The sequence below is a fragment of the Tardiphaga sp. 37S4 genome (assembly GCF_021044645.1).
Lineage (GTDB): Bacteria > Pseudomonadota > Alphaproteobacteria > Rhizobiales > Xanthobacteraceae > Tardiphaga > Tardiphaga robiniae.
Genome location: NZ_CP088008.1, coordinates 1337820 through 1356676 on the forward strand (window position 1 = coordinate 1337820; position 18857 = coordinate 1356676).

Annotated in this window: 15 protein-coding genes and 1 riboswitch; of the genes, 5 read left to right on the plus strand and 10 right to left on the minus strand. The window is 62.1% G+C overall.

Annotated features, from left to right (window positions below; all coding sequences use genetic code 11):
- The first annotated feature begins 67 nt into the window (after positions 1-67).
- Positions 68-1459 carry an aminobacteriohopanetriol synthase HpnO gene (gene hpnO, locus LPB73_RS06310; RefSeq protein WP_089265067.1) on the plus strand — a complete coding sequence of 464 codons (1392 nt, stop codon included), beginning with the start codon at positions 68-70 and terminating at the stop codon, positions 1457-1459.
- 3 nt (positions 1460-1462) lie between these two features.
- On the opposite strand, the gene LPB73_RS06315 is transcribed toward hpnO, so the two are convergent.
- The 5 genes from LPB73_RS06315 to LPB73_RS06335 all read right to left on the minus strand — a co-directional run bounded on the left by LPB73_RS06315 (position 1463) and on the right by LPB73_RS06335 (position 5844).
- Positions 1463-2215 (minus strand): anti-sigma factor family protein, encoded by a 753-nt coding sequence (locus tag LPB73_RS06315; RefSeq protein WP_231080002.1) that lies wholly within the window; start codon positions 2213-2215, stop codon positions 1463-1465.
- Positions 2212-2775, minus strand: coding sequence for a sigma-70 family RNA polymerase sigma factor (locus tag LPB73_RS06320; protein ID WP_231080003.1), 564 nt, complete (start codon positions 2773-2775; stop codon positions 2212-2214). The genes LPB73_RS06315 and LPB73_RS06320 overlap by 4 nt, the downstream gene beginning before the upstream one ends.
- Positions 2776-2854: 79 nt before the next feature.
- Complete coding sequence (locus LPB73_RS06325; protein ID WP_231080004.1) at positions 2855-3184, minus strand: cupredoxin domain-containing protein; 330 nt, start codon at positions 3182-3184, stop codon at positions 2855-2857.
- A gap of 12 nt (positions 3185-3196) precedes the next feature.
- Positions 3197-4147, minus strand: a complete 951-nt coding sequence (locus LPB73_RS06330; RefSeq protein ID WP_231080005.1) for a metallophosphoesterase family protein — start codon at positions 4145-4147, stop codon at positions 3197-3199.
- A 77-nt stretch (positions 4148-4224) separates the two neighbouring features.
- The gene (locus tag LPB73_RS06335) at positions 4225-5844 is read right to left on the minus strand and encodes a GMC family oxidoreductase (RefSeq protein WP_093756521.1); all 1620 of its coding nucleotides are present in this window, start codon (positions 5842-5844) and stop codon (positions 4225-4227) included.
- 165 nt (positions 5845-6009) lie between these two features.
- On the opposite strand from LPB73_RS06335, the gene LPB73_RS06340 reads away from it, so the two are divergent.
- Together LPB73_RS06340 and LPB73_RS06345 are read left to right on the plus strand one after the other, a co-directional pair.
- Complete coding sequence (locus LPB73_RS06340; RefSeq protein ID WP_089265062.1) at positions 6010-7182, plus strand: M20 aminoacylase family protein; 1173 nt, start codon at positions 6010-6012, stop codon at positions 7180-7182.
- Positions 7183-7295: 113 nt separating this feature from the next.
- Positions 7296-7793 carry a ferritin-like domain-containing protein gene (locus tag LPB73_RS06345; RefSeq protein ID WP_089265675.1) on the plus strand — a complete coding sequence of 166 codons (498 nt, stop codon included), beginning with the start codon at positions 7296-7298 and terminating at the stop codon, positions 7791-7793.
- 42 nt (positions 7794-7835) lie between these two features.
- Here LPB73_RS06345 and gcvP read toward each other — a convergent pair whose 3' ends face one another.
- The 3 genes from gcvP to gcvT are packed head-to-tail and all read right to left on the minus strand — an operon-like array spanning position 7836 to position 12286.
- Complete coding sequence (gene gcvP / locus LPB73_RS06350) at positions 7836-10700, minus strand: aminomethyl-transferring glycine dehydrogenase (protein WP_231080006.1); 2865 nt, start codon at positions 10698-10700, stop codon at positions 7836-7838.
- Between the two features lie 60 nt (positions 10701-10760).
- Complete coding sequence (gcvH, locus tag LPB73_RS06355; protein WP_231080007.1) at positions 10761-11126, minus strand: glycine cleavage system protein GcvH; 366 nt, start codon at positions 11124-11126, stop codon at positions 10761-10763.
- A gap of 11 nt (positions 11127-11137) precedes the next feature.
- Positions 11138-12286 (minus strand): glycine cleavage system aminomethyltransferase GcvT, encoded by a 1149-nt coding sequence (gene gcvT / locus LPB73_RS06360; RefSeq protein WP_231080008.1) that lies wholly within the window; start codon positions 12284-12286, stop codon positions 11138-11140.
- A gap of 141 nt (positions 12287-12427) precedes the next feature.
- Positions 12428-12520: riboswitch (glycine riboswitch) on the minus strand.
- A 272-nt stretch (positions 12521-12792) separates the two neighbouring features.
- On the opposite strand from gcvT, the gene alaS reads away from it, so the two are divergent.
- Together alaS and ybaL are read left to right on the plus strand one after the other, a co-directional pair.
- A complete protein-coding gene (gene alaS / locus LPB73_RS06365) occupies positions 12793-15474 on the plus strand; it encodes an alanine--tRNA ligase (protein ID WP_231080009.1) in 2682 nt (893 codons plus the stop codon).
- A gap of 257 nt (positions 15475-15731) precedes the next feature.
- Positions 15732-17423, plus strand: coding sequence for a YbaL family putative K(+) efflux transporter (ybaL, locus tag LPB73_RS06370; RefSeq protein WP_231080010.1), 1692 nt, complete (start codon positions 15732-15734; stop codon positions 17421-17423).
- 22 nt (positions 17424-17445) lie between these two features.
- Here ybaL and LPB73_RS06375 read toward each other — a convergent pair whose 3' ends face one another.
- Together LPB73_RS06375 and LPB73_RS06380 are read right to left on the minus strand one after the other, a co-directional pair.
- A complete protein-coding gene (locus tag LPB73_RS06375) occupies positions 17446-18150 on the minus strand; it encodes an SDR family oxidoreductase (RefSeq protein ID WP_231080011.1) in 705 nt (234 codons plus the stop codon).
- Between the two features lie 140 nt (positions 18151-18290).
- Positions 18291-18818: a DUF3455 domain-containing protein gene (locus LPB73_RS06380; protein ID WP_231080012.1), complete on the minus strand. Its 528-nt coding sequence runs from the start codon at positions 18816-18818 to the stop codon at positions 18291-18293.
- Between the last annotated feature and the right edge of the window lie 39 nt (positions 18819-18857).

Here is an 18857-nt window from a genome sequence, read left to right on the forward strand (position 1 = left end):
CGAAGTCAAATCGCCGCATTTACGGTTTTCAGTTGACGAAGCGACCATCAACCGACGTATGTAACTCATGGTATATCCGAATCTAGACGTTTCCGAGATGTTTGTTGAACGGGAGGCGCAGCGTAGCTCGATGCATACGCGCCATCTTAATGAACAGCTCGTTCGAGTCCTCAAGACCATCGGATATGACGTTGGCTTTCAGCGAGGCATCGGCCAGTATTTGTTCGACCGGGACGGCGCCCGTTATCTCGATCTACTGAGCGGATTTGGCGTTTTTGCGATTGGCCGGAACCATCCGGTGATGCGGAATGCGCTCAAAAGCGTGCTCGACGCCGACATGCCCAATTTGGTGCAAATGGATGTTTCCACACTCGCAGGTATCCTCTCAGAGAAGCTGCTGGAAAACGTCCCCTATATGGACAAGGTGTTTTTCGCGAACTCGGGCGCGGAAACCGTCGAGGCGGCGATCAAATTTGCTCGCAATGCGACCGGCCGCGACGGGATCGTATATTGCGATCACGCCTATCACGGACTGACCTATGGCGCGCTGTCGCTGACCGACGACACCAATTTCCGCACCGGCTTCGGCCCGCTGCTCTCGGGCTGCACCACGGTGCCATTCAACGACCTCGAAGCGCTGGAGAAGGCGCTATCGTCCAAGCAGGTTGCCGGCTTCATCGTCGAACCGATCCAGGGCAAAGGCGTCAACCTGCCCACCGACGAATTCCTGTCGGGCGCCGCTGCGCTGTGCCGCAAATACGGCACGCTGTTCATCGCCGATGAAATCCAGACCGGCCTCGGACGCACCGGAAAATTTCTGGCGATCGAGCACTGGAATGTCGAGCCCGACATGATCCTTCTCGCAAAGGCCTTGTCGGGAGGTCATGTTCCTGTTGGTGCGCTGCTGACGCGAAAAAGCATCTTCGACAAGATCTTCAACCGGATGGATCGCTCGCTGGTCCATGGTTCGACCTTCGGCAAGAACGATCTGGCGATGGCCGCCGGTATTGCTACGCTGGAGATCATGAAGCATGAGAAGCTGGTCGAGAACGCGGCCAAGCGCGGTGCCGAATTGCGGCTCGCTCTGCAGAACATGATTCCCGAATTCGAGCTTCTGAAGGAAGTACGCGGTAAGGGCCTGATGATCGGTGTCGAATTCGGCCCGCCGAAGTCGCTGCGCCTCAAGGCATCGTGGAACATCCTGGAGTCGGCCAGCAAAGGCCTGTTTTGCCAGTTGATCACCGTGCCGCTGTTCAAGGAGCAGAAGATCCTGACCCAGGTCTCCGGCCACGGCAGTCACACGATCAAGCTACTGCCGCCGCTGGTGGTCACCGAGGACGACGGAAAGTGGATCGAGAACTCGTTCCGTACCGTGATCGCCGATAGCCATAAGGTTCCTGGTGCGATCTGGTCGCTCGGCAAGACGCTGGTCGACAACGCCGTGCGGAAGTCAGCCTAGGTTTCAGCTCGCTCCCGTTGCAAGTTCGACCTTGCTGCCGAAATCAGCAAGTTCATCGGCATTCAAATCGCTGACCGCCCAGTAGGTCAGGCCGCGCTCGCTCCAGTGGCGAATGTTGAAGCCCTGAACGGTCTCGATCTTGGCCATCCGTGATTCTGCATTTGTCGTCTGTGCAACGAACAGATTGATCACATGGGTGCGCCGCCGGTAGACGATGGCACCGATCGCTCGTCCATTGACATAATCAAGCCGCCCGCCGATGAGCGTGAAACCCTGCGCAGTGAGATCGACAACCGGCGGCGCCACGTCAAGCCGACCATTGAACCAGGGCTTCACCGTATGCTGATCGGTGGAAAGTACATCGGTGAGATGTCCGGCCTGCAGCGCGCGCAGATGTGCCGACACCACCTCCGAAAGAATGCGCTGCTCGTCTTCATGGCGAAGTACGACGACGACGAGGCCGGTCGCAGCTACAGCAGACAACACCGATCCCATCGCGAAGCCTTTCAGCACGGCGCGACGATTTGGCGTGTGAGCCTTGGGGAGCGCCGCCTCGATGCGCTGGCGTAGCTGTGGAGGCGCCGTAAAATGCAGATCGCTGGTGGTCATTGCGGATCGCATGTCGCGATAGGCGTTCAGTTGAGCAGCGCAGCGCTGGCACGTGGCAATGTGCGCCTCGACCTCACGGACATGCCCGGCGTCGAGCTCGTCATCGAGCAATGCGTGAAGAAGAATCTCGGCCTCGTCGCAGGTCATTTGTACGGCTCCTCTTCAGCCATCCACGCGATCCGGAGCATCGCGCGTGCGCGGGCGAGGCGTGACATCACGGTGCCGATGGGCGCGCCGACGATGTCGGAAATCTCCCGGTAAGACAGGTTTTGCATTTCTCGCAGCACGAGGATTTCCCTGAATGGTTCGGCAAGCGCGCTTACGAGACGCTGGATCGTCGTGGCATCGCGACGTCGGAGCAATTCCGCCTCCGGTGAAGCTTGTGCCTCATGCCAGAGCGGCGGCGCTTCCTGCGACTCTGCCTCGGCGATTTCGGCGATCGCGGTTGGTGAGTTCATGCGACGGGCGAACTCCGCATGGCAGATATTGCGCAGGATGGCGAACAGCCATGGTTTGATTGCAGGGCCACGATAGCTGTCGAAATGTTTCAGCGCGCGCAGATAGCATTCCTGGACGGCGTCTTCGGCGGCGTCAGCATCGCGCAGCAGATAGCGGGCCAGCGTATAGACGTCGTCGAGGCATGGCAGCGCGGCGTCGCGAAAACGGCGCGTCCTTTCGCCATCGTCGTCAGCTCTGTGCGCTGGCATCGACTTGTCCTTGCCGGCCGACGCCCGGCCGCCGGGTTTCCAGAGGCCGGGCATCGTTGTGATGCCTTGGTTTTGGTTGCTACTCAACCTTGATCATCCCCGTCATATGCGGATGCAGCGAGCAAAAATACGTGTAGTCACCCGGTGACGTGAACGTGAAGGAATAGCTGTCGTCAGTGTCGAGTGTTTTCGACCTGAATTTTCCGGCTGAGACCACGGCGTGCGGGATGTCGTCTCGGTTCTTCCAGGTGACGGTCGTGCCGACCTTGATGGTGAGCTGCGCCGGCTCGAAGGTGAAGTTGTCGATCATCACCGCTAGGTCTTCGCACCGCGCCGCTGTCATGCAAGCGGTCATGACGGCAAGAACGGTGACACGGATGCAGATGTTGCGTAAGGCGACGGATGTCATGTTGCGATGCCCTCAGCCTTGCAACGGGGTATCGATGATGGCGAGGCGTTCATCGCCGGGTTTGAAGATGATGCTGGCGATGCCCAGCAGGCCGCGTAATTTGTCGTCGGGCACCTTCATGGGGCCGGGTGAGGGCGCAGTCCCCGGTGCCGGTTGTGGGAACGCAGTTGAGCGTGCGGTGTGGAACGTGACGTTGCCTTCCACTTTCTGCATCACCTGATGGATATGGCCGTTCAGCACCGTGACCGAGCCGAAGCCCTTGAGGTAGTCCAGCGCGCGCGCACCGTCTTCGGTGCCCCATCCCCAGGTCGGATAAACGGTCCAGAGTGGAATATGCGCAAACACCACGATAGGTGTCGATTTTGATCGGCCGCGAAGATCGTCTTCCAGCCACGCGAGTTGTTCGGCGCCGAGGTTTCCAAGTCCGCCCGCTTTGAGATCGACGACGTTCACGAGCCCGATGAAGTGTACGCCGCTTGCGTCGAAGGAATACCAGCCGGAGCCCTTGGTCCCGCGTCCGTAGCGCTCGCGGTAGAGCTTGACCTCTTCGTCGATGAAATCATGCTCGCCGGGGACGTAATGCACATCGAGCCGCGCTTGCGAGATGATGCGGTCGGCATCGTCGAATTCGGAGGCCTTGGAGAGGTGGCTGATATCGCCGGTATGGATCATGAACGACGGCTTGACCGGCATGGCTTTGATCCGGCCGATGGCTTCCTCGAGCGTGCCGATGGCATTGGGATTGGCGGGCTTGTCGAAGCCAATATGGCTGTCGCTAATCTGCAGGAACGTCAGGCCGGTGGGCTCTGCCGCTTGTGCTGAATCAATGAGTCCAAGGGCGTGCGGGACGCCACCGGAAATGCTCCAGAGCACGCCGGTGCCGGCCCACGTCATGCATTCCAATACCTTTCGACGGCTAAGTCTCGGGTCGTCCTGGGAATGATCGTGATCGAATGCACTCATCGCCAATCTCCATCGCCCTGCATTGGGCTATGGGGACTGGATCGGAGATGGCGGGTGTTTATTCCCGCGAAATGAGGTTATCGCGAATCCGTGATGATCATCGACGCGCCTTTTTCCGCGATCATTGCGGTTGGCGTGTTGGTATTGCCCGATGTAATCGTCGGCATCACCGAGGCGTCCACGACGCGCAATCCGGAGATCCCGTAAAAGCGCAGCCGCTCGTCCACCACGGCCATCGGGTCCGAGGCTGTGCCCATCTTCGCGGTCCCGACAGGATGGAAGATGGTGGTGCCGATATCGCCGGCGGCCTTGGCCAGGGACGCCGCATCGTCGCCAACCGATGGCCCCGGCAGATATTCTTCGGGATGATAGGCGGCGAGCGCCTGCTGCTTCATCAACCTGCGTGTCACGCGGATCGCATCGGCAGCAACCTGACGGTCGTCGTCTGTCGAGAGGTAGTGGGGAGCAATTGCGGGTGCGTCATCGGGCTTCGCCGAGCGCAGTTTGATCTCGCCGCGCGATGTCGGCTGCAGATTGCAGGCAGCAATGGTGATCGCCGGAAAGCGATGCAGCGGATCGCCGAATTTGTCGAGCGAGAGCGGCTGCACGTGAAACTGGATGTTGGCGCGTTCGCGATGGGCATCGGAGCGCGTGAAGATGCCAAGCTGCGATGGCGCCATGGTGAGCGGCCCGCGGCGGCGAAGCGCGTAATCGACGCCCATCCAGCCACGGCGGAACAGATTGTAGTAGGTCTCGTTCAGCGTGCGCACGCCGGAGACCTTGTAAATCGCGCGCTGCTGCAGGTGGTCCTGCAGGTTACGACCGACGCCCTGACGATCGAGTGTGATGTCGACACCAGCGGCGGACAGCCACTCCGCGGGTCCGATGCCGGAGCGCTGCAACAGATGCGGCGAGCCAACCGCGCCAGCACACAGGACGACTTCACCCCTGGCGCGTGCCTCGATCTCTTGGCCGTTCTGGGTGAAGCGTACGCCGACGGCGCGGCCGTTTTCGACGATCAGGCGATCGACCATCACCTTGGTTTCGAGCCGCAGGTTCGGGCGGTGCAGTGCGGGCTTGAGAAAGCCGCGGGCCGACGACCAGCGCCGACCGCGCTTCTGGTTGACGTGAAAATAGCCGATGCCTTCATTGTCGCCGGTGTTGAAATCGGCGGTCTTGCGAATGCCCATTTCAGCCGCAGCATTGCCGACGGCGTCGAGTACCTTCCACGACAGCCGTGGTTCTTCGATGCGCCAGCCGCCGCCTGCGCCATGGTGTTCGCTGGCGCCAAGGAAATGATCTTCCAATGTCTTGAACGCCGGGAGCACATCGTCATAGCCCCAGCCATTGAGGCCGAGCTGGCGCCAGTGATCGTAGTCGGCCGCCTGGCCGCGCATCGAGATCATGGCATTGATCGCGGAGGAGCCACCGATCACCTTGCCGCGCGGATAGGCCAGCGCGCGGCCATTGAGGCCGGGCTCCGGCTCGGTGCGAAACATCCAGTCGGAGCGGGGATTGCCGATGGCAAAGAGGTAGCCCACCGGAATGTGAAACCAGATCCAGTTGTCGTTGCCGCCGGCCTCCAGGATGAGGACGCGCTTGCCGGGATCTGCCGAAAGGCGATTGGCGACGATGCAACCGGCGGTACCCGCACCAACCACGATATAATCGAAATCACCCTCGAGCCGTGTCGTCATCGTTTCCCTGCCGCATCCGTTTCACGGTCTCACCTGCCGTGCCGAAAGGGATTAACGAGGCGGCGGGCGTCTGTACAGCGTGTGATGGGGCCGGTGGGGTGGGCCGTTGGCACGCGACATGCTAGACAAGGATATCGCCGTTCCACCGCATCGAGACCTTGACCCATGCCCATCATCAATCGTGTCGCCGATCTGCAACCGGAAATCATGGCCTGGCGCCGTGACCTGCATGCCCATCCCGAGCTGATGTATGACGTGCACCGGACCGCGGGCTTCGTGGCGGAACGACTGAAGGAGTTCGGTTGCGACGAAGTTGTGACGGGCCTGGGACGAACGGGTGTCGTGGGCGTCATCAGGGGCCGCAAGCCGGCCTCGGGCGAGCACAAGGTGATCGGGCTGCGCGCCGACATGGACGCGCTGCCGATCGAGGAAGAGACCAATCTGCCTTACGCCTCGAAGACCCCCGGCAAGATGCATGCCTGCGGTCACGATGGCCACACGTCCATGCTGCTGGGCGCGGCGCAATATCTCGCCGAAACACGCAATTTCGCTGGCGATGCCGTCGTCATCTTCCAGCCGGCCGAAGAGGGCGGTGCGGGCGCTGCGGCGATGATCAAGGATGGCTTGATGGACCGTTTCAAGATCGATCAGGTCTACGGCATGCACAACAATCCCGGCATGCCGGTCGGCTCCTTCGCGCTGCGTCCGGGTCCGATCATGGCGGCGATGGACCGCATCTCAATCCAGATCGAGGGCAAGGGTGGCCATGCCGCCTATCCGCACAAGACCATCGATTCCGTGCTGGTCGGCTCGCAGCTCGTGATGGCGCTGCAGACGATCGTGTCGCGCACCGTCAATCCCCTGGAATCCGCGGTGCTGTCGATCTGTGAATTCCATGCCGGGCATGCCAGCAACGTCATCCCGGCGACCGCTGAACTGCGCGGCACCGTGCGAACGTTGAACGCCGAAGTGCGCGATCTCATGGAGAAGCGCATGAACGAGGTGGTCAACGGCGTCGCGCTGCAGACCGGTGCGAAGATCGTGCTCGACTATGACCGCGGCTATCCCGTCGTGGTCAACCACCGCGCCGAGACCGACATGGCGGTGCGGGTCGCCAGCGAAATCTCCGGGGCTGAGAAGGTCAATGTGGACATGCCGCCGGTGATGGGCGCCGAAGACTTCGCTTATATGCTGGAAGCGCGCCCCGGCGCCTTCATCTTCTGCGGAAACGGCGACAGCGCTGGGCTGCACCACCCCGCCTATAATTTCAACGACGACGCCATCGTTTACGGCACGTCCTATTGGGTGAAGCTGGTGGAGACCACGCTGGCGGCCTGACAGCGGGCGTCCACGCAACGATTTTTAATAGTTGCGTCACAACCTCAGGAACAAGACACAACAGGTGACGTTGAGCCGCGGGAAACAACCCCTGGCTTAACGGAGTGCGCGTCATGGCGACCAAAGACAAAGACCTCAACGACCTCTTCCTCGATACGCTCAAGGATATCTATTTCGCGGAAAAGCAGATCCTGAAGGCCCTGCCGAAGATGGCCAAGGCCGCAACCTCGGACAAATTGCGCGCCGCTTTCGAAAAGCATCACGACGAAACCGAAGGCCAGGTCGAGCGCCTGGAACAGATATTCGAGCTGCTCGACAAACCCGCCCGCGGCAAGACCTGCGACGCCATCCTGGGTATCCTCGACGAAGGCAAGGAGATCATGGACGAGTACAAGGGGACGAGTTCGCTCGATGCCGGCCTGCTTGCTGCGGCACAGGCCGTCGAACACTATGAGATCTCGCGCTATGGCACCTTGAAGGCCTGGGCCACGGAACTCGGCATGAAGGACGCGGTGCGGCTGCTCGACGAGACGCTCAATCAGGAAAAGAAGACCGATGAATCACTGTCGGTGCTGGCGAAATCAGCGGTCAATCTGGCTGCGGCGGCGTAATTGAAAAGCGCCACCCGCACATTGCGGGTGGCACTTCTCATTTCACTCCGCGGCCTGTGCGTAGTCTTCCATCGGCGGACACGAGCACACCAGATTGCGGTCGCCATAGACGTTGTCGACGCGGCCGACCGGGCACCAGTATTTGTCGGTGCGTGAGGTCCCAGCCGGGAAGCAGCCTTCCGCGCGGGTATAAGCGCGCTTCCAGTCATCTTCGGCGATGTCGTGCACCGTATGCGGCGCGTGCCGCAGCGGCGATGCCTCGACGTTCCAGCGACCGCTCTCGATATCCGTGATCTCCTTGCGGATCGCGATCATCGCCTCACAGAACCGATCGAGTTCGAGTTTCGATTCCGATTCCGTCGGCTCGATCATCAGCGTCCCCACGACAGGAAAGCTCATGGTCGGCGCATGGAAACCGTAGTCGATCAGGCGCTTGGCGATATCGTCGACGGTGACGCCGGCGGACGTCTTGAATGCGCGCGGATCGATGATGCATTCATGCGCCACGCGTCCCTTTTCGTTGCGATACAGCACCGGGAAATGCGGATGTAGTCGCGTGGCGATGTAGTTCGCGTTAAGGATCGCGAGTTCGGTGGCGGAGGTGAGGCCTGCACCACCCATCATCAGGATGTAGATGTAGGAGATTGTCAGGATCGACGCCGAACCGTAGGGCGCGGCGGAGACCGGACCCACCGGCACATCGCCGTTGGCCGAGGGATGACCGGGCAAATAGGGCGCCAGATGCGCCTTGACGCCGATCGGGCCCATGCCGGGGCCGCCGCCGCCATGCGGGATGCAGAAGGTCTTGTGCAGGTTGAGATGGCTGACGTCGGCGCCGTAGTCACCGGGCCGCGACAGGCCGACCTGCGCATTCATGTTGGCGCCGTCGAGATAGACCTGACCGCCATTGGCGTGGACGATCTCGCAGATCTCGCGGATATGTTCCTCGAACACGCCGTGGGTCGACGGATAGGTGATCATGATTGCCGCGAGATTGGCGGCATGCTTCTCCGCCTTGACGCGAAGGTCGTTGACGTCGACGTCACCGCGCTTGTCGCAGGCGACGACAACCACGTCCATATTGACCATGCTGGCCGAGGCAGGGTTGGTGCCGTGCGCCGATGACGGGATCAGGCAGATATTGCGATGGCTGTCGCCGCGCGCCGCGTGATAGGCGCGGATCGCGAGCAGGCCGGCATATTCGCCTTGCGCGCCGGAATTGGGCTGCAGCGATACGGCGTCGTAGCCAGTGATGTCGCACAGCCACTTTTCCAGTGTCGCGAAAAGCTGGTGATAGCCGGCGGCCTGTTCGCGGGGCACGAATGGATGCAGCGAGCCCCAGGCGGGCCACGTCAACGGCATCATCTCAGTCGTCGCGTTCAGCTTCATGGTGCAGGAGCCGAGCGGGATCATCGCGCGGTCGAGCGCCAGATCGCGATCCGAGAGCTTCCGCATGTAACGCAGGAGTTCGGTCTCGGAGCGATGGCTGTGGAAGACGGGATGGGTGAGGAAGGCCGAGCTGCGCTTCAGCGAGGCGGGCAGGGCGTCGCTGACGCCATGCTCGACGTCTGAATAGCCAAGCTTGCCGCCGAAGGCGCGCCAGATGGCTTCGACGGTTTCCGGCGTCGTGGTCTCGTCGAGCGCGATGCCGATCGTGCCGTCACCGATGCGCAGGTTGATCTTCTCGTCCTGGGCAGCGGCAATGATGCCCTCGCGCTTGTCGCCGACGGTCACGGTCAGCGTGTCGAAGAAGGCTTCGCTCTCAGGCGCGAAGCCAAGCTTCTTGAGGCCAGCGGCCAGCACCAGTGTGCGACGATGGACCGTGCGGGCGATGTGTTTGAGGCCTTCGGGGCCGTGATAGACCGCATACATCGACGCGATGACGGCGAGCAGCACCTGCGCGGTGCAGATATTCGACGTCGCCTTCTCGCGGCGGATATGCTGTTCGCGGGTCTGCAGCGCCAGGCGATAGGCGGGCTCGCCGCGGGAATCAATGGAGAGGCCGACGAGACGGCCCGGGATCGAGCGTTTGATCGCGTCGCGCACCGACATGTAGCCGGCATGCGGACCGCCATAGCCCATCGGCACGCCGAAGCGCTGCGCCGAGCCGATCGCGATGTCTGCGCCGAGTTCGCCTGGCGAGGCCAAAAGCGTCAGCGCCAGCAGGTCGGCGGCGACGATGGCAAGCGCGCCCTTCGCTTTAAGCGCCGTGATGGCCGGCTTGAAATCGCGCACGATGCCCGTGGTGCCAGGATATTGCAGGATCGCGCCGAACACATCGGCCTTGTCGAGATCGGTCAGCGGATTGCCGATCTGAAGCTTCCAGCCGAGCGGCTCGGCGCGGGTACGCAGCACCGCGAGGGTCTGCGGATGAACTTCATGGTCGACGAAGAAGGTCTTGGTCTGAACGTTTGAGGCGCGCTCGGCCAGCGCCATGGCTTCCGCAGCAGCGGTCGCTTCATCGAGCAGCGATGCATTGGCGACGTCGAGACTGGTGAGGTCACAGATCATGGTCTGGAAGTTGAACAGCGCCTCGAGTCGGCCCTGACTGATCTCCGGCTGATACGGCGTATAGGCCGTGTACCAGGCCGGGTTCTCCAGGATGTTGCGCTGGATCACCGTCGGCAGAACCGTGCCGGAATAGCCTTGGCCGATCAGCGACGTGAACACCGCGTTCTTGGCCGCCATCTCGGTCATATGCGCCAGCGCCTCGGTTTCGCTGAGCGCGCGGCCGAGATCGAGCGGCGCCTTCTGGCGAATCGAGGCAGGGAGCGTCTCGCCCATCAGTGCGGACAGGCTTTTCGCGCCGACCGCTTCAAGCATCACACGAATATCGGCTTGCGAAGGGCCGATATGGCGGCGGACGAAATCGGTGGCGACGTCGCCGGAAGATTTGTTCAGGGTCATCTGTTGTTCCTCGAACGAATTTCAGAAGTCGTCATGCCCGGCATTCGCCGGGCATGACGACTAGGCGGTGTGGGCTTTGTAGGCGTCGGCATCCATCAGGCCTTCGAGCTCGCTCTTGTCGGCGAGTTTGAGCTTGAAGAACCACGCCTTGCCGTCGGCATCGGAATTCACCAGTGCGGGCTCGGCTGCGAGCGCGTCGTTGATCTCGACGACCTCGCCGGTGATCGGCGCATAGACATCGGAGGCGGCCTTGACCGATTCGACCACGGCGGCGGCTTCGGTCTTCTTCAGCGCGCGGCCCACTTTGGGCAGTTCGACGAACACGACGTCGCCGAGCTGTGACTGCGCGTAGTCGGTGATGCCGACGGTGACGACGTCGCCGTCAATCTGCAGCCATTCGTGGTCTTCGGTGTACAGGGTGGTCATGGGTCAGTTCCTCAACGCTTGTAGCTGTGGGGGACGAAGGGCATGGGTGACACTTTCATCGGCATGCGCTGGCCGCGAAGCTCGGCATAGACGGTGGTGCCGTCGGCTGCCTGCGCGCTGGGCAGATAGCCCATTGCAATTGGCGCGCCGAGACTGGGGCCGAAACCGCCCGAGGTGACGCTGCCGATCGATTCGGTGGAGGTCGCATCCGCAAACAGCAACACACCTTCGCGCACTGGCGCGCGGCCTTCCGGCAGCAGGCCGATGCGCTTACGCGGCGCGCCGCCATCGAGCTGCGCCAAGATCTTGTCGCTGCCGAGAAAACCGCCGGCGCGGGCGCCGCCGGTCCGGCGGCTCTTCTGGATCGACCAGTTCAACCCGCCTTCGATGGGCGTGGTCGTCGTGTCGATGTCATGGCCGTAGAGGCACAGCCCGGCTTCGAGACGCAGGCTGTCGCGGGCGCCGAGGCCAATCGGCAGGACGTCGGCATGATCGAGCAAGGCGGAGGTAAGGGCCTCGGCTTGATCGTTCGGGATCGAGATCTCGTAGCCGTCTTCACCCGTATAGCCGGAGCGTGAGACGAAGCAGGCAATGCCGTTCACCTGATGCGGGCCGGCATCCATGAACTTCATCACAGGTGCTTCGGGACAGAATTTTGCCAGCACATCCGCGGCCTTTGGCCCTTGCAGGGCGATCAGTGCACGGTCGGGCAGGGTTTCGATAATGCAGCTGTCGGAGAGATGCGCGCGCAGATGCGCCTCGTCCTCGTCCTTGCAGGCGGCGTTGACCACCAGAAACAGGTGATCGCCGAAATTCGCCACCATCAGGTCGTCGAGAATGCCGCCGCCCTCATTGGTGAACTGGGCATAACGCTGACGCCCCGGTGCCAGCGCCAGAATGTCCATCGGCACCAGCTTCTCGAGCGCCAAGGCCGCATCTTCGAGTTTGCCGGACTTCGCCCGCAAGGCGAGCTGGCCCATATGGGAAACATCGAACAGTCCCGCGGCCGCGCGGGTCTGGAGATGCTCCTTCAGCACGCCGGTGCCGAATTGCACCGGCATGTCATAACCGGCGAAGGGCACCATCTTGCCGCCACGGGCGATGTGGAGGGCGTGCAGCGGCGTTTGTTTCAAAGTTGAGGGTTTATCGGTCGCTAGCATGGTGACGGGTCCTCGCGGTTCCCCGGGACCATTCCCGGAGTGCCTGTACGAGCCCCATCTGTCGCTGTGCCTGAGAGTATTATCCCGTCGGCGGACGCCATTGGCCCATTCGGGCTCAAAGGCATCTCTTTCCAGATGCTAACCTGTCACGCGGTCCTTTTGCCTGAGAGTTTCCGGGGCGGTTGCTCCTTCGGCGCCGGCCCAAACGGGCCGGTCTCTCCCGACGTGACGTCTTTCAACGCCGGCACAAGAGCATGCGTTCCCTGAATCTGTCAACGCGGTTCCGGCACCTATCAACGGCCCTGTGCTGCTGCGGCAAGCCCCTGATCCGCTTGAATGATCCCTTGTCATCCCCTTGCACAGTTTCTGGACAGCCCTAGTCCCGCCGGTCTAAAAGCAACCGGTTGTGGCATTGGCCGGCGGCAAATCTTCAAACAATTTGGCCGTGGGCGATTTTTAGGCGCCAAGTCTTGAACGTAACAAGTCTTGGGCGCAATGGGACTGATATGAGCGGCGTTAACGAGATCAGGTCGGCATTTCTGAATTACTTCGCGGCGAATGGCCACGACATCGTGTCGTCGTCGCCGCTGGTGCCGCGCAACGACCCCACGCTGATGTTCACCAATGCCGGCATGGTGCAGTTCAAGAACGTTTTTACCGGCGTCGAGAAGCGGCCTTATCAGCGCGCGACGACGTCGCAGAAATGCGTCCGTGCCGGCGGCAAGCATAACGACCTCGACAATGTCGGCTATACCGCGCGCCATCACACCTTTTTCGAGATGCTCGGTAACTTCTCGTTCGGCGATTACTTCAAGGAACGCGCGATCGAGCTGGCCTGGAACCTGATCACCAAAGAATACGGTCTGGCGAAGGATCGCCTGCTGGTCACCGTCTATTCCGAGGACGATGAAGCCTTCGCGCTGTGGAAGAAGATCGGCCTGCCGGATTCCAAGATCATCCGCATCCCGACCTCGGACAATTTCTGGCAGATGGGCGATACCGGCCCCTGCGGTCCGTGTTCGGAAATCTTCTTCGACCATGGCGACAAGATTCCAGGTGGCCCTCCCGGCTCGCCCGATGAAGACGGCGACCGCTTCATCGAGATCTGGAATCTCGTTTTCATGCAGTTTGACCAGCTGGCGCCGGGCAACCGCATCTCGCTGCCGAAGCCGTCTATCGACACCGGCATGGGCCTCGAGCGCATCGCTGCGGTGCTGCAGGGCAAGCACGACAATTACGACATCGATCTGTTCGTCGCGCTGATCCGTGCCATCGCCGATCTCACCGGTGCCGATCCGCAGGGTCCGATGAAGGCCTCGCTGCGCGTCATCGCCGACCATCTGCGCGCTTCATCGTTCCTGATCGCCGACGGCGTGCTGCCGTCGAATGAAGGCCGCGGCTATGTGCTGCGCCGGATCATGCGCCGCGCCATGCGTCACGGCCAGTTGCTCGGCGCCAAGGAGCCGCTGATGTGGCGCCTGGTGTGGGCGCTGGTGCGCGAGATGGGCCAGGCCTATCCGGAGCTGGTGCGCGCCGAGAGCCTGATCGAGGAAACGCTGCGCCTCGAAGAGACGCGCTTCCGCAAAACGCTGGATCGTGGTCTCGGCATTCTCGATGACAAGAGCGCGTCGCTGAAGAAGGGCGACATGTTCGACGGCGAGACCGCGTTCACGCTGTACGACACCTATGGTTTCCCGCTCGATCTGACCCAGGATGCGCTGCGGAACCGCGGCATCTCGGTCGATATTGCGTCCTTCACCGATGCGATGGAGAAGCAGAAACAGAAGGCCCGCGCGTCGCGCTTTTCCTCCGGCGAGACCGCGACCGAAGCGATCTGGTTCGAGTTGCGTGAAAAATTCGGTGCGACGGAATTTCTCGGCTACGAGACCGAGTCTGCGGAAGGTGCGGTTGCGGCACTGGTGAAGGATGGCAAAGAAGTCGACAGCCTCAAGGCAGGCGACACCGGCGCCATCGTTCTCAACCAGACGCCGTTCTATGCAGAGTCCGGTGGCCAGGTCGGCGACACTGGTGTGATTACCGGCGAGGGCGTAACCTTCCGTGTCACAGAAACCCAGAAGCGCGCAGGCGATCTGTTCGTGCATGTCGGCACGCTCGAGCAGGGCACGCTGAAAGTCGGCGCTGCGCTGGCGCTCGACGTCGATCACACCCGTCGCTCGTCGATTCGCGCCAATCACTCGGCGACGCATCTGCTGCATGAAGCGCTGCGTCAGGTGCTCGGTGATCACATCGCGCAGCGCGGCTCGCTCGTGGCGCCGGACCGGCTGCGTTTCGATTTCGTGCATCAGAAGCCGATCACGGCCGACGAGCTCCGCCGCGTTGAGGACATCGCCAACAATGTCGTGCTGGAAAACGACGCCGTCACCACGCGCCTGATGGCGGTGGACGATGCGCGCGAGGCGGGCGCACGCGCACTGTTCGGTGAGAAATACGGCGACGAAGTTCGCGTTGTCTCCATGGGCAAGATGCCGCGCGATAGCGGCAGCAATGCGCTCGGCTGGTCGGTCGAACTTTGCGGCGGCACCCATGTCCGGCGCACTGGCGACATCGGCATGATCTCGGTCACCGGCGAAAGCGCAGTGTCTTCCGGCGTGCGCCGCATCGAGGCGCTGACCGGTAATCATGCGCGTCATCACGCCAACGAGACGATGCAGCTCGCCAAGACCGCTGCGAACGAGCTCCGCACAACGCTCGACGACATGCCAGCGCGCATCGCTGCGCTGATGGACGAGCGCAAGAAGCTGGAGCGTGAGCTGTCCGAGGCGAAGAAGACCATCGCCATGGGCGGCGGTGCTGCCGCTGCCGCATCGGCCGCTGGTGGCGCGTCCGCAGACGTCAAGACTGTCGGCGACGTCAAGCTGATGGCCAAGAGTGTGTCGGGCATCGAGATGAAGGATCTCAAGAGCCTCGCCGATGCCGGCAAGAAGCAGCTCGGCTCCGGCGTGGTCGCGATCATCAATGTCGGTGAAGACGGCAAGGCCGGCGTCGTGGTCGGCGTCACCGAGGATCTGACCAAGCGCTTCAGCGCCGTCGATCTGGTGAAGCTCGCCTCTGAAGCCTTGGGCGGTAAGGGCGGCGGTGGCCGTCCAGATATGGCGCAAGCCGGCGGTCCGGATGGTGCCAAGGCCGATGCGGCGCTGGCGGCGATCGAAGCGGCGATCGGCAACTAATCTCGTCATTCCGGTGTCGCGAACGCCGCCAGGCGGGCGCGAACCCGGAATCCCGTAGTGTTTTACTATGTCGAGATTCCCCGCCATTCCAACTGGAATGGCTGAGGTTCACGCTCTCAGCTTCGCTGAGATCGCGCCCCGGAATGGCAGTGTGGGTCCACAACCCCATCTCGCGATGACGTGACCGCTCGCGCCTGCGACCATGAGTAGCCCTCGTTAAGGGTGGCATCCCACGCGCCCATGCGGCAAAAAGCGGCATGGAGCATAACACCCCGCTGATTTCCACCGTCGTCGTCGGCCTCGTACTGGCATTCATCCTCGGCCTGATCGCACAGCGCATTCGCGTGTCGCCACTGGTCGGCTATCTGCTCGCCGGCGTCTTCATGGGCCCATTTACGCCCGGCTATGTGGCGGACCAGAATATCGCCAATGAACTCGCGGAAATCGGCATTATCCTGCTGATGTTTGGCGTCGGCCTGCATTTCTCGCTGAAGGATCTGCTCTCGGTCAAGAATATCGCGATCCCCGGCGCCATCGTGCAGATCACCGTGGCGACGCTGCTCGGCATCGGCCTTGGCGAGGCACTCGGCTGGTCGTTCGGCGGCGGCCTTGTGTTCGGCCTCGCGCTCTCCGTCGCATCGACGGTCGTGCTGCTCCGCGCGTTGCAGGAACGACGGCTGGTGGACAGCGAGCGCGGCCGCATCGCCATCGGCTGGCTGATTGTCGAGGACCTCGCGATGGTGCTGACGCTGGTGCTGCTTCCGGCGATCGCAGGGCTTCTCAAAGGCGAGGGCAACGGTGCCAGCATGTCAGCGTTGGCGATGCCGGTGCTGATCACGCTCGGCAAGGTCGCGGGCTTCGTCATCTTCATGCTGGTGGTCGGCCGCCGCGTCATCCCGATGCTGCTGCACTATGTGGCGCATACCGGGTCGCGCGAACTGTTTCGTCTTGCGGTGTTCGCCATCTCGCTCGGGGTCGCCTTCGGCGCAGCCCTCGTATTCGACGTGTCGTTCGCACTCGGTGCGTTCTTTGCGGGCATGATCCTCAGCGAATCCGAACTTAGCCAGCGCGCCGCCAATGAGACGCTGCCGCTGCGCGACGCGTTTGCAGTGCTGTTTTTCGTTTCGGTTGGTATGCTCGTCGATCCGGCGATCATCCTGCGCGAACCGCTGCCGCTGCTCGCCACCGTGTTCATCATCCTGTTCGGCAAATCGGCGGCTGCCTTCGGCATCGTCCGGCTGTTCGGCTATCCGACCTCGACGGCGCTGACGATCTCCGCCTCGCTGGCGCAGATCGGCGAGTTCTCCTTCATTCTCGTCAGTCTCGGTGTGGGCCTCGGCCTGCTGCCCGATCGCGGTCGCGATCTCGTGCTCGCCGGCGCGATTATCTCGATCATGCTCAACCCGCTGTTCTTCGCATTGCTCGATCGCCTACTGGCCGATAAGGACGCGAAAGCGGCGGCAGCGAGTGAAGCGGCAGCTGCGGACAGCAAGGAGAAAGCGGTCACGCGCGTCCCGTTGCCGGAGACGCAACTCAAGGATCACGTCGTGCTGGTCGGCCATGGTCGTGTCGGCAGCGTAGTCAGCAGGGCGCTGCGCTTGAACAACACGCCGCTGCTGGTGATCGAGGACACGCCGGGCGTTGTCGAGCGTCTGCAGAAGGAAGGTGTTGAGGTCGTCACCGGCAATGCCGCGGCGCCGGACATGTTGCAGGCTGCAAATGTGATGGGCGCCAGGGGATTGCTCGTCGCCATCCCCGACGCTTTCGAAGGCGGCCAGATCGTCGCCAAGGCGCGCGCCCTCAGCCCCACACTGCCGATCATTGCCCGCGCGCATTCCGAAGAGGAGATCGCGCATCTTAAACATCACGGCGCCAATGTCGTGATCATGGGCGAACAGGAAATCGCCAAGGCGATGCTGCTGCAGATCGGTGCGACGGCGGCCGTTTAGTCGCGCCGTCGCAATCAGCCCATTACACCGATCGCGTCATGCCGCCATCGACGCGAATGTTCTGACCGGTGATGTAGCCAGCGCCATCCGATGCGAGGAATGCGACCGTGGCTGCGATCTCGTCGCTCTTGCCATAGCGTTGCATCGGGACGCTCTGGCGCCGCTCTTCAGTGGCGGGCAGGCTGTCGATCCAGCCGGGCAGCACATTGTTCATCCGTACATTATCGGCGGCAAAACTATCCGCGAACAATTTTGTGTAAGAGGCGAGACCGGCGCGGAACACGGCGGAAGTCGGAAACATCGCTGAGGGCTCGAATGCCCATGCGGTGGAGATATTGATGATCGCACCGGATTTTTGCTTCTGCATGATCGGCGTCACCAGTCGCGTTGGCCGGATCACGTTCATAAGATAGACATCCATGCCGGTGTGCCACTGCTCGTCGGTGATATCGAGCAGCGGCGCACGCGGGCCATGACCGGCGCTGTTTACCAGTGCGTCGATCCGGCCCCATTTCTCCAGCGTGCCATCCACCAGCCGCTTCAAATCGTCGCTTGACTGGTTGGAGCCGGTGACACCGAGGCCACCAAGTTCTTGCGCAAGCGCTTCTCCCTTGCCGGACGACGACAGGATCGCGACTTTGAATCCATCAGCTGCAAGGCGGCGTGCAGATGCCGCGCCCATGCCGCTTCCACCGGCGGTGATGATGGCGACTTTGCTAGATGACATGAGGCGGTCTCCCTGAATGTTTTTCTGGTCGTCTTGCTCTAGCGGCAAATCGTTCGGCGGAGAAACGCAAAACCCAGCGCCTGGCTTTGCGCCTGGTTGGTATTCTCCACCGTGCCGGAGTGTCCGCCGGCGAAATGTCCTTAGCCCTTGCGCAGGAACACGTAGTCGGCCGAATAGGGCTCGCTCTGTAAAGTGCCGGCGCCGCTGCAGGTGCCGGCGAGCGCGCCGCCCACTGTGTTGATCCGCTGTACCGTGGTTACGCCGCTCAACATGCCGCTGCCGCGATGCGATGTGGCCTCGAGGCGAAGCCACGGAATGTCCTTGGCCGTGGTGCCCGGTGCGTTGCCGGTCACCTTACCGACCACCGCGCTGCCATCGCTGTATTCCCAGTTCGGTCCGACATAGTGCCGCCCCACGGTCTTGCCATCGGCCATCAGCGTGGCGATCGGCTCGCGGAACGTCCATGTCAGCTTTCCTGAAGCGTCGGCCTTGCATTCATAGACCTGCGCGCCTTCAGCATGCAGCTTGGCGATCTGCGTCTCGCCGGGGGCTGCAATCGCATCCGGCACCTGCGCCAAAGCAGAGAATGCGCCCGCGACACTGAGCGAGAGCGTGACAATCGTGGTCAGGATCGGGCGTTTGAAAACATGTTGCGTATTGCAGGTCATGTGAACCCTCTCTTGCTCTGGTTGGTAGTTGCTCTGTCG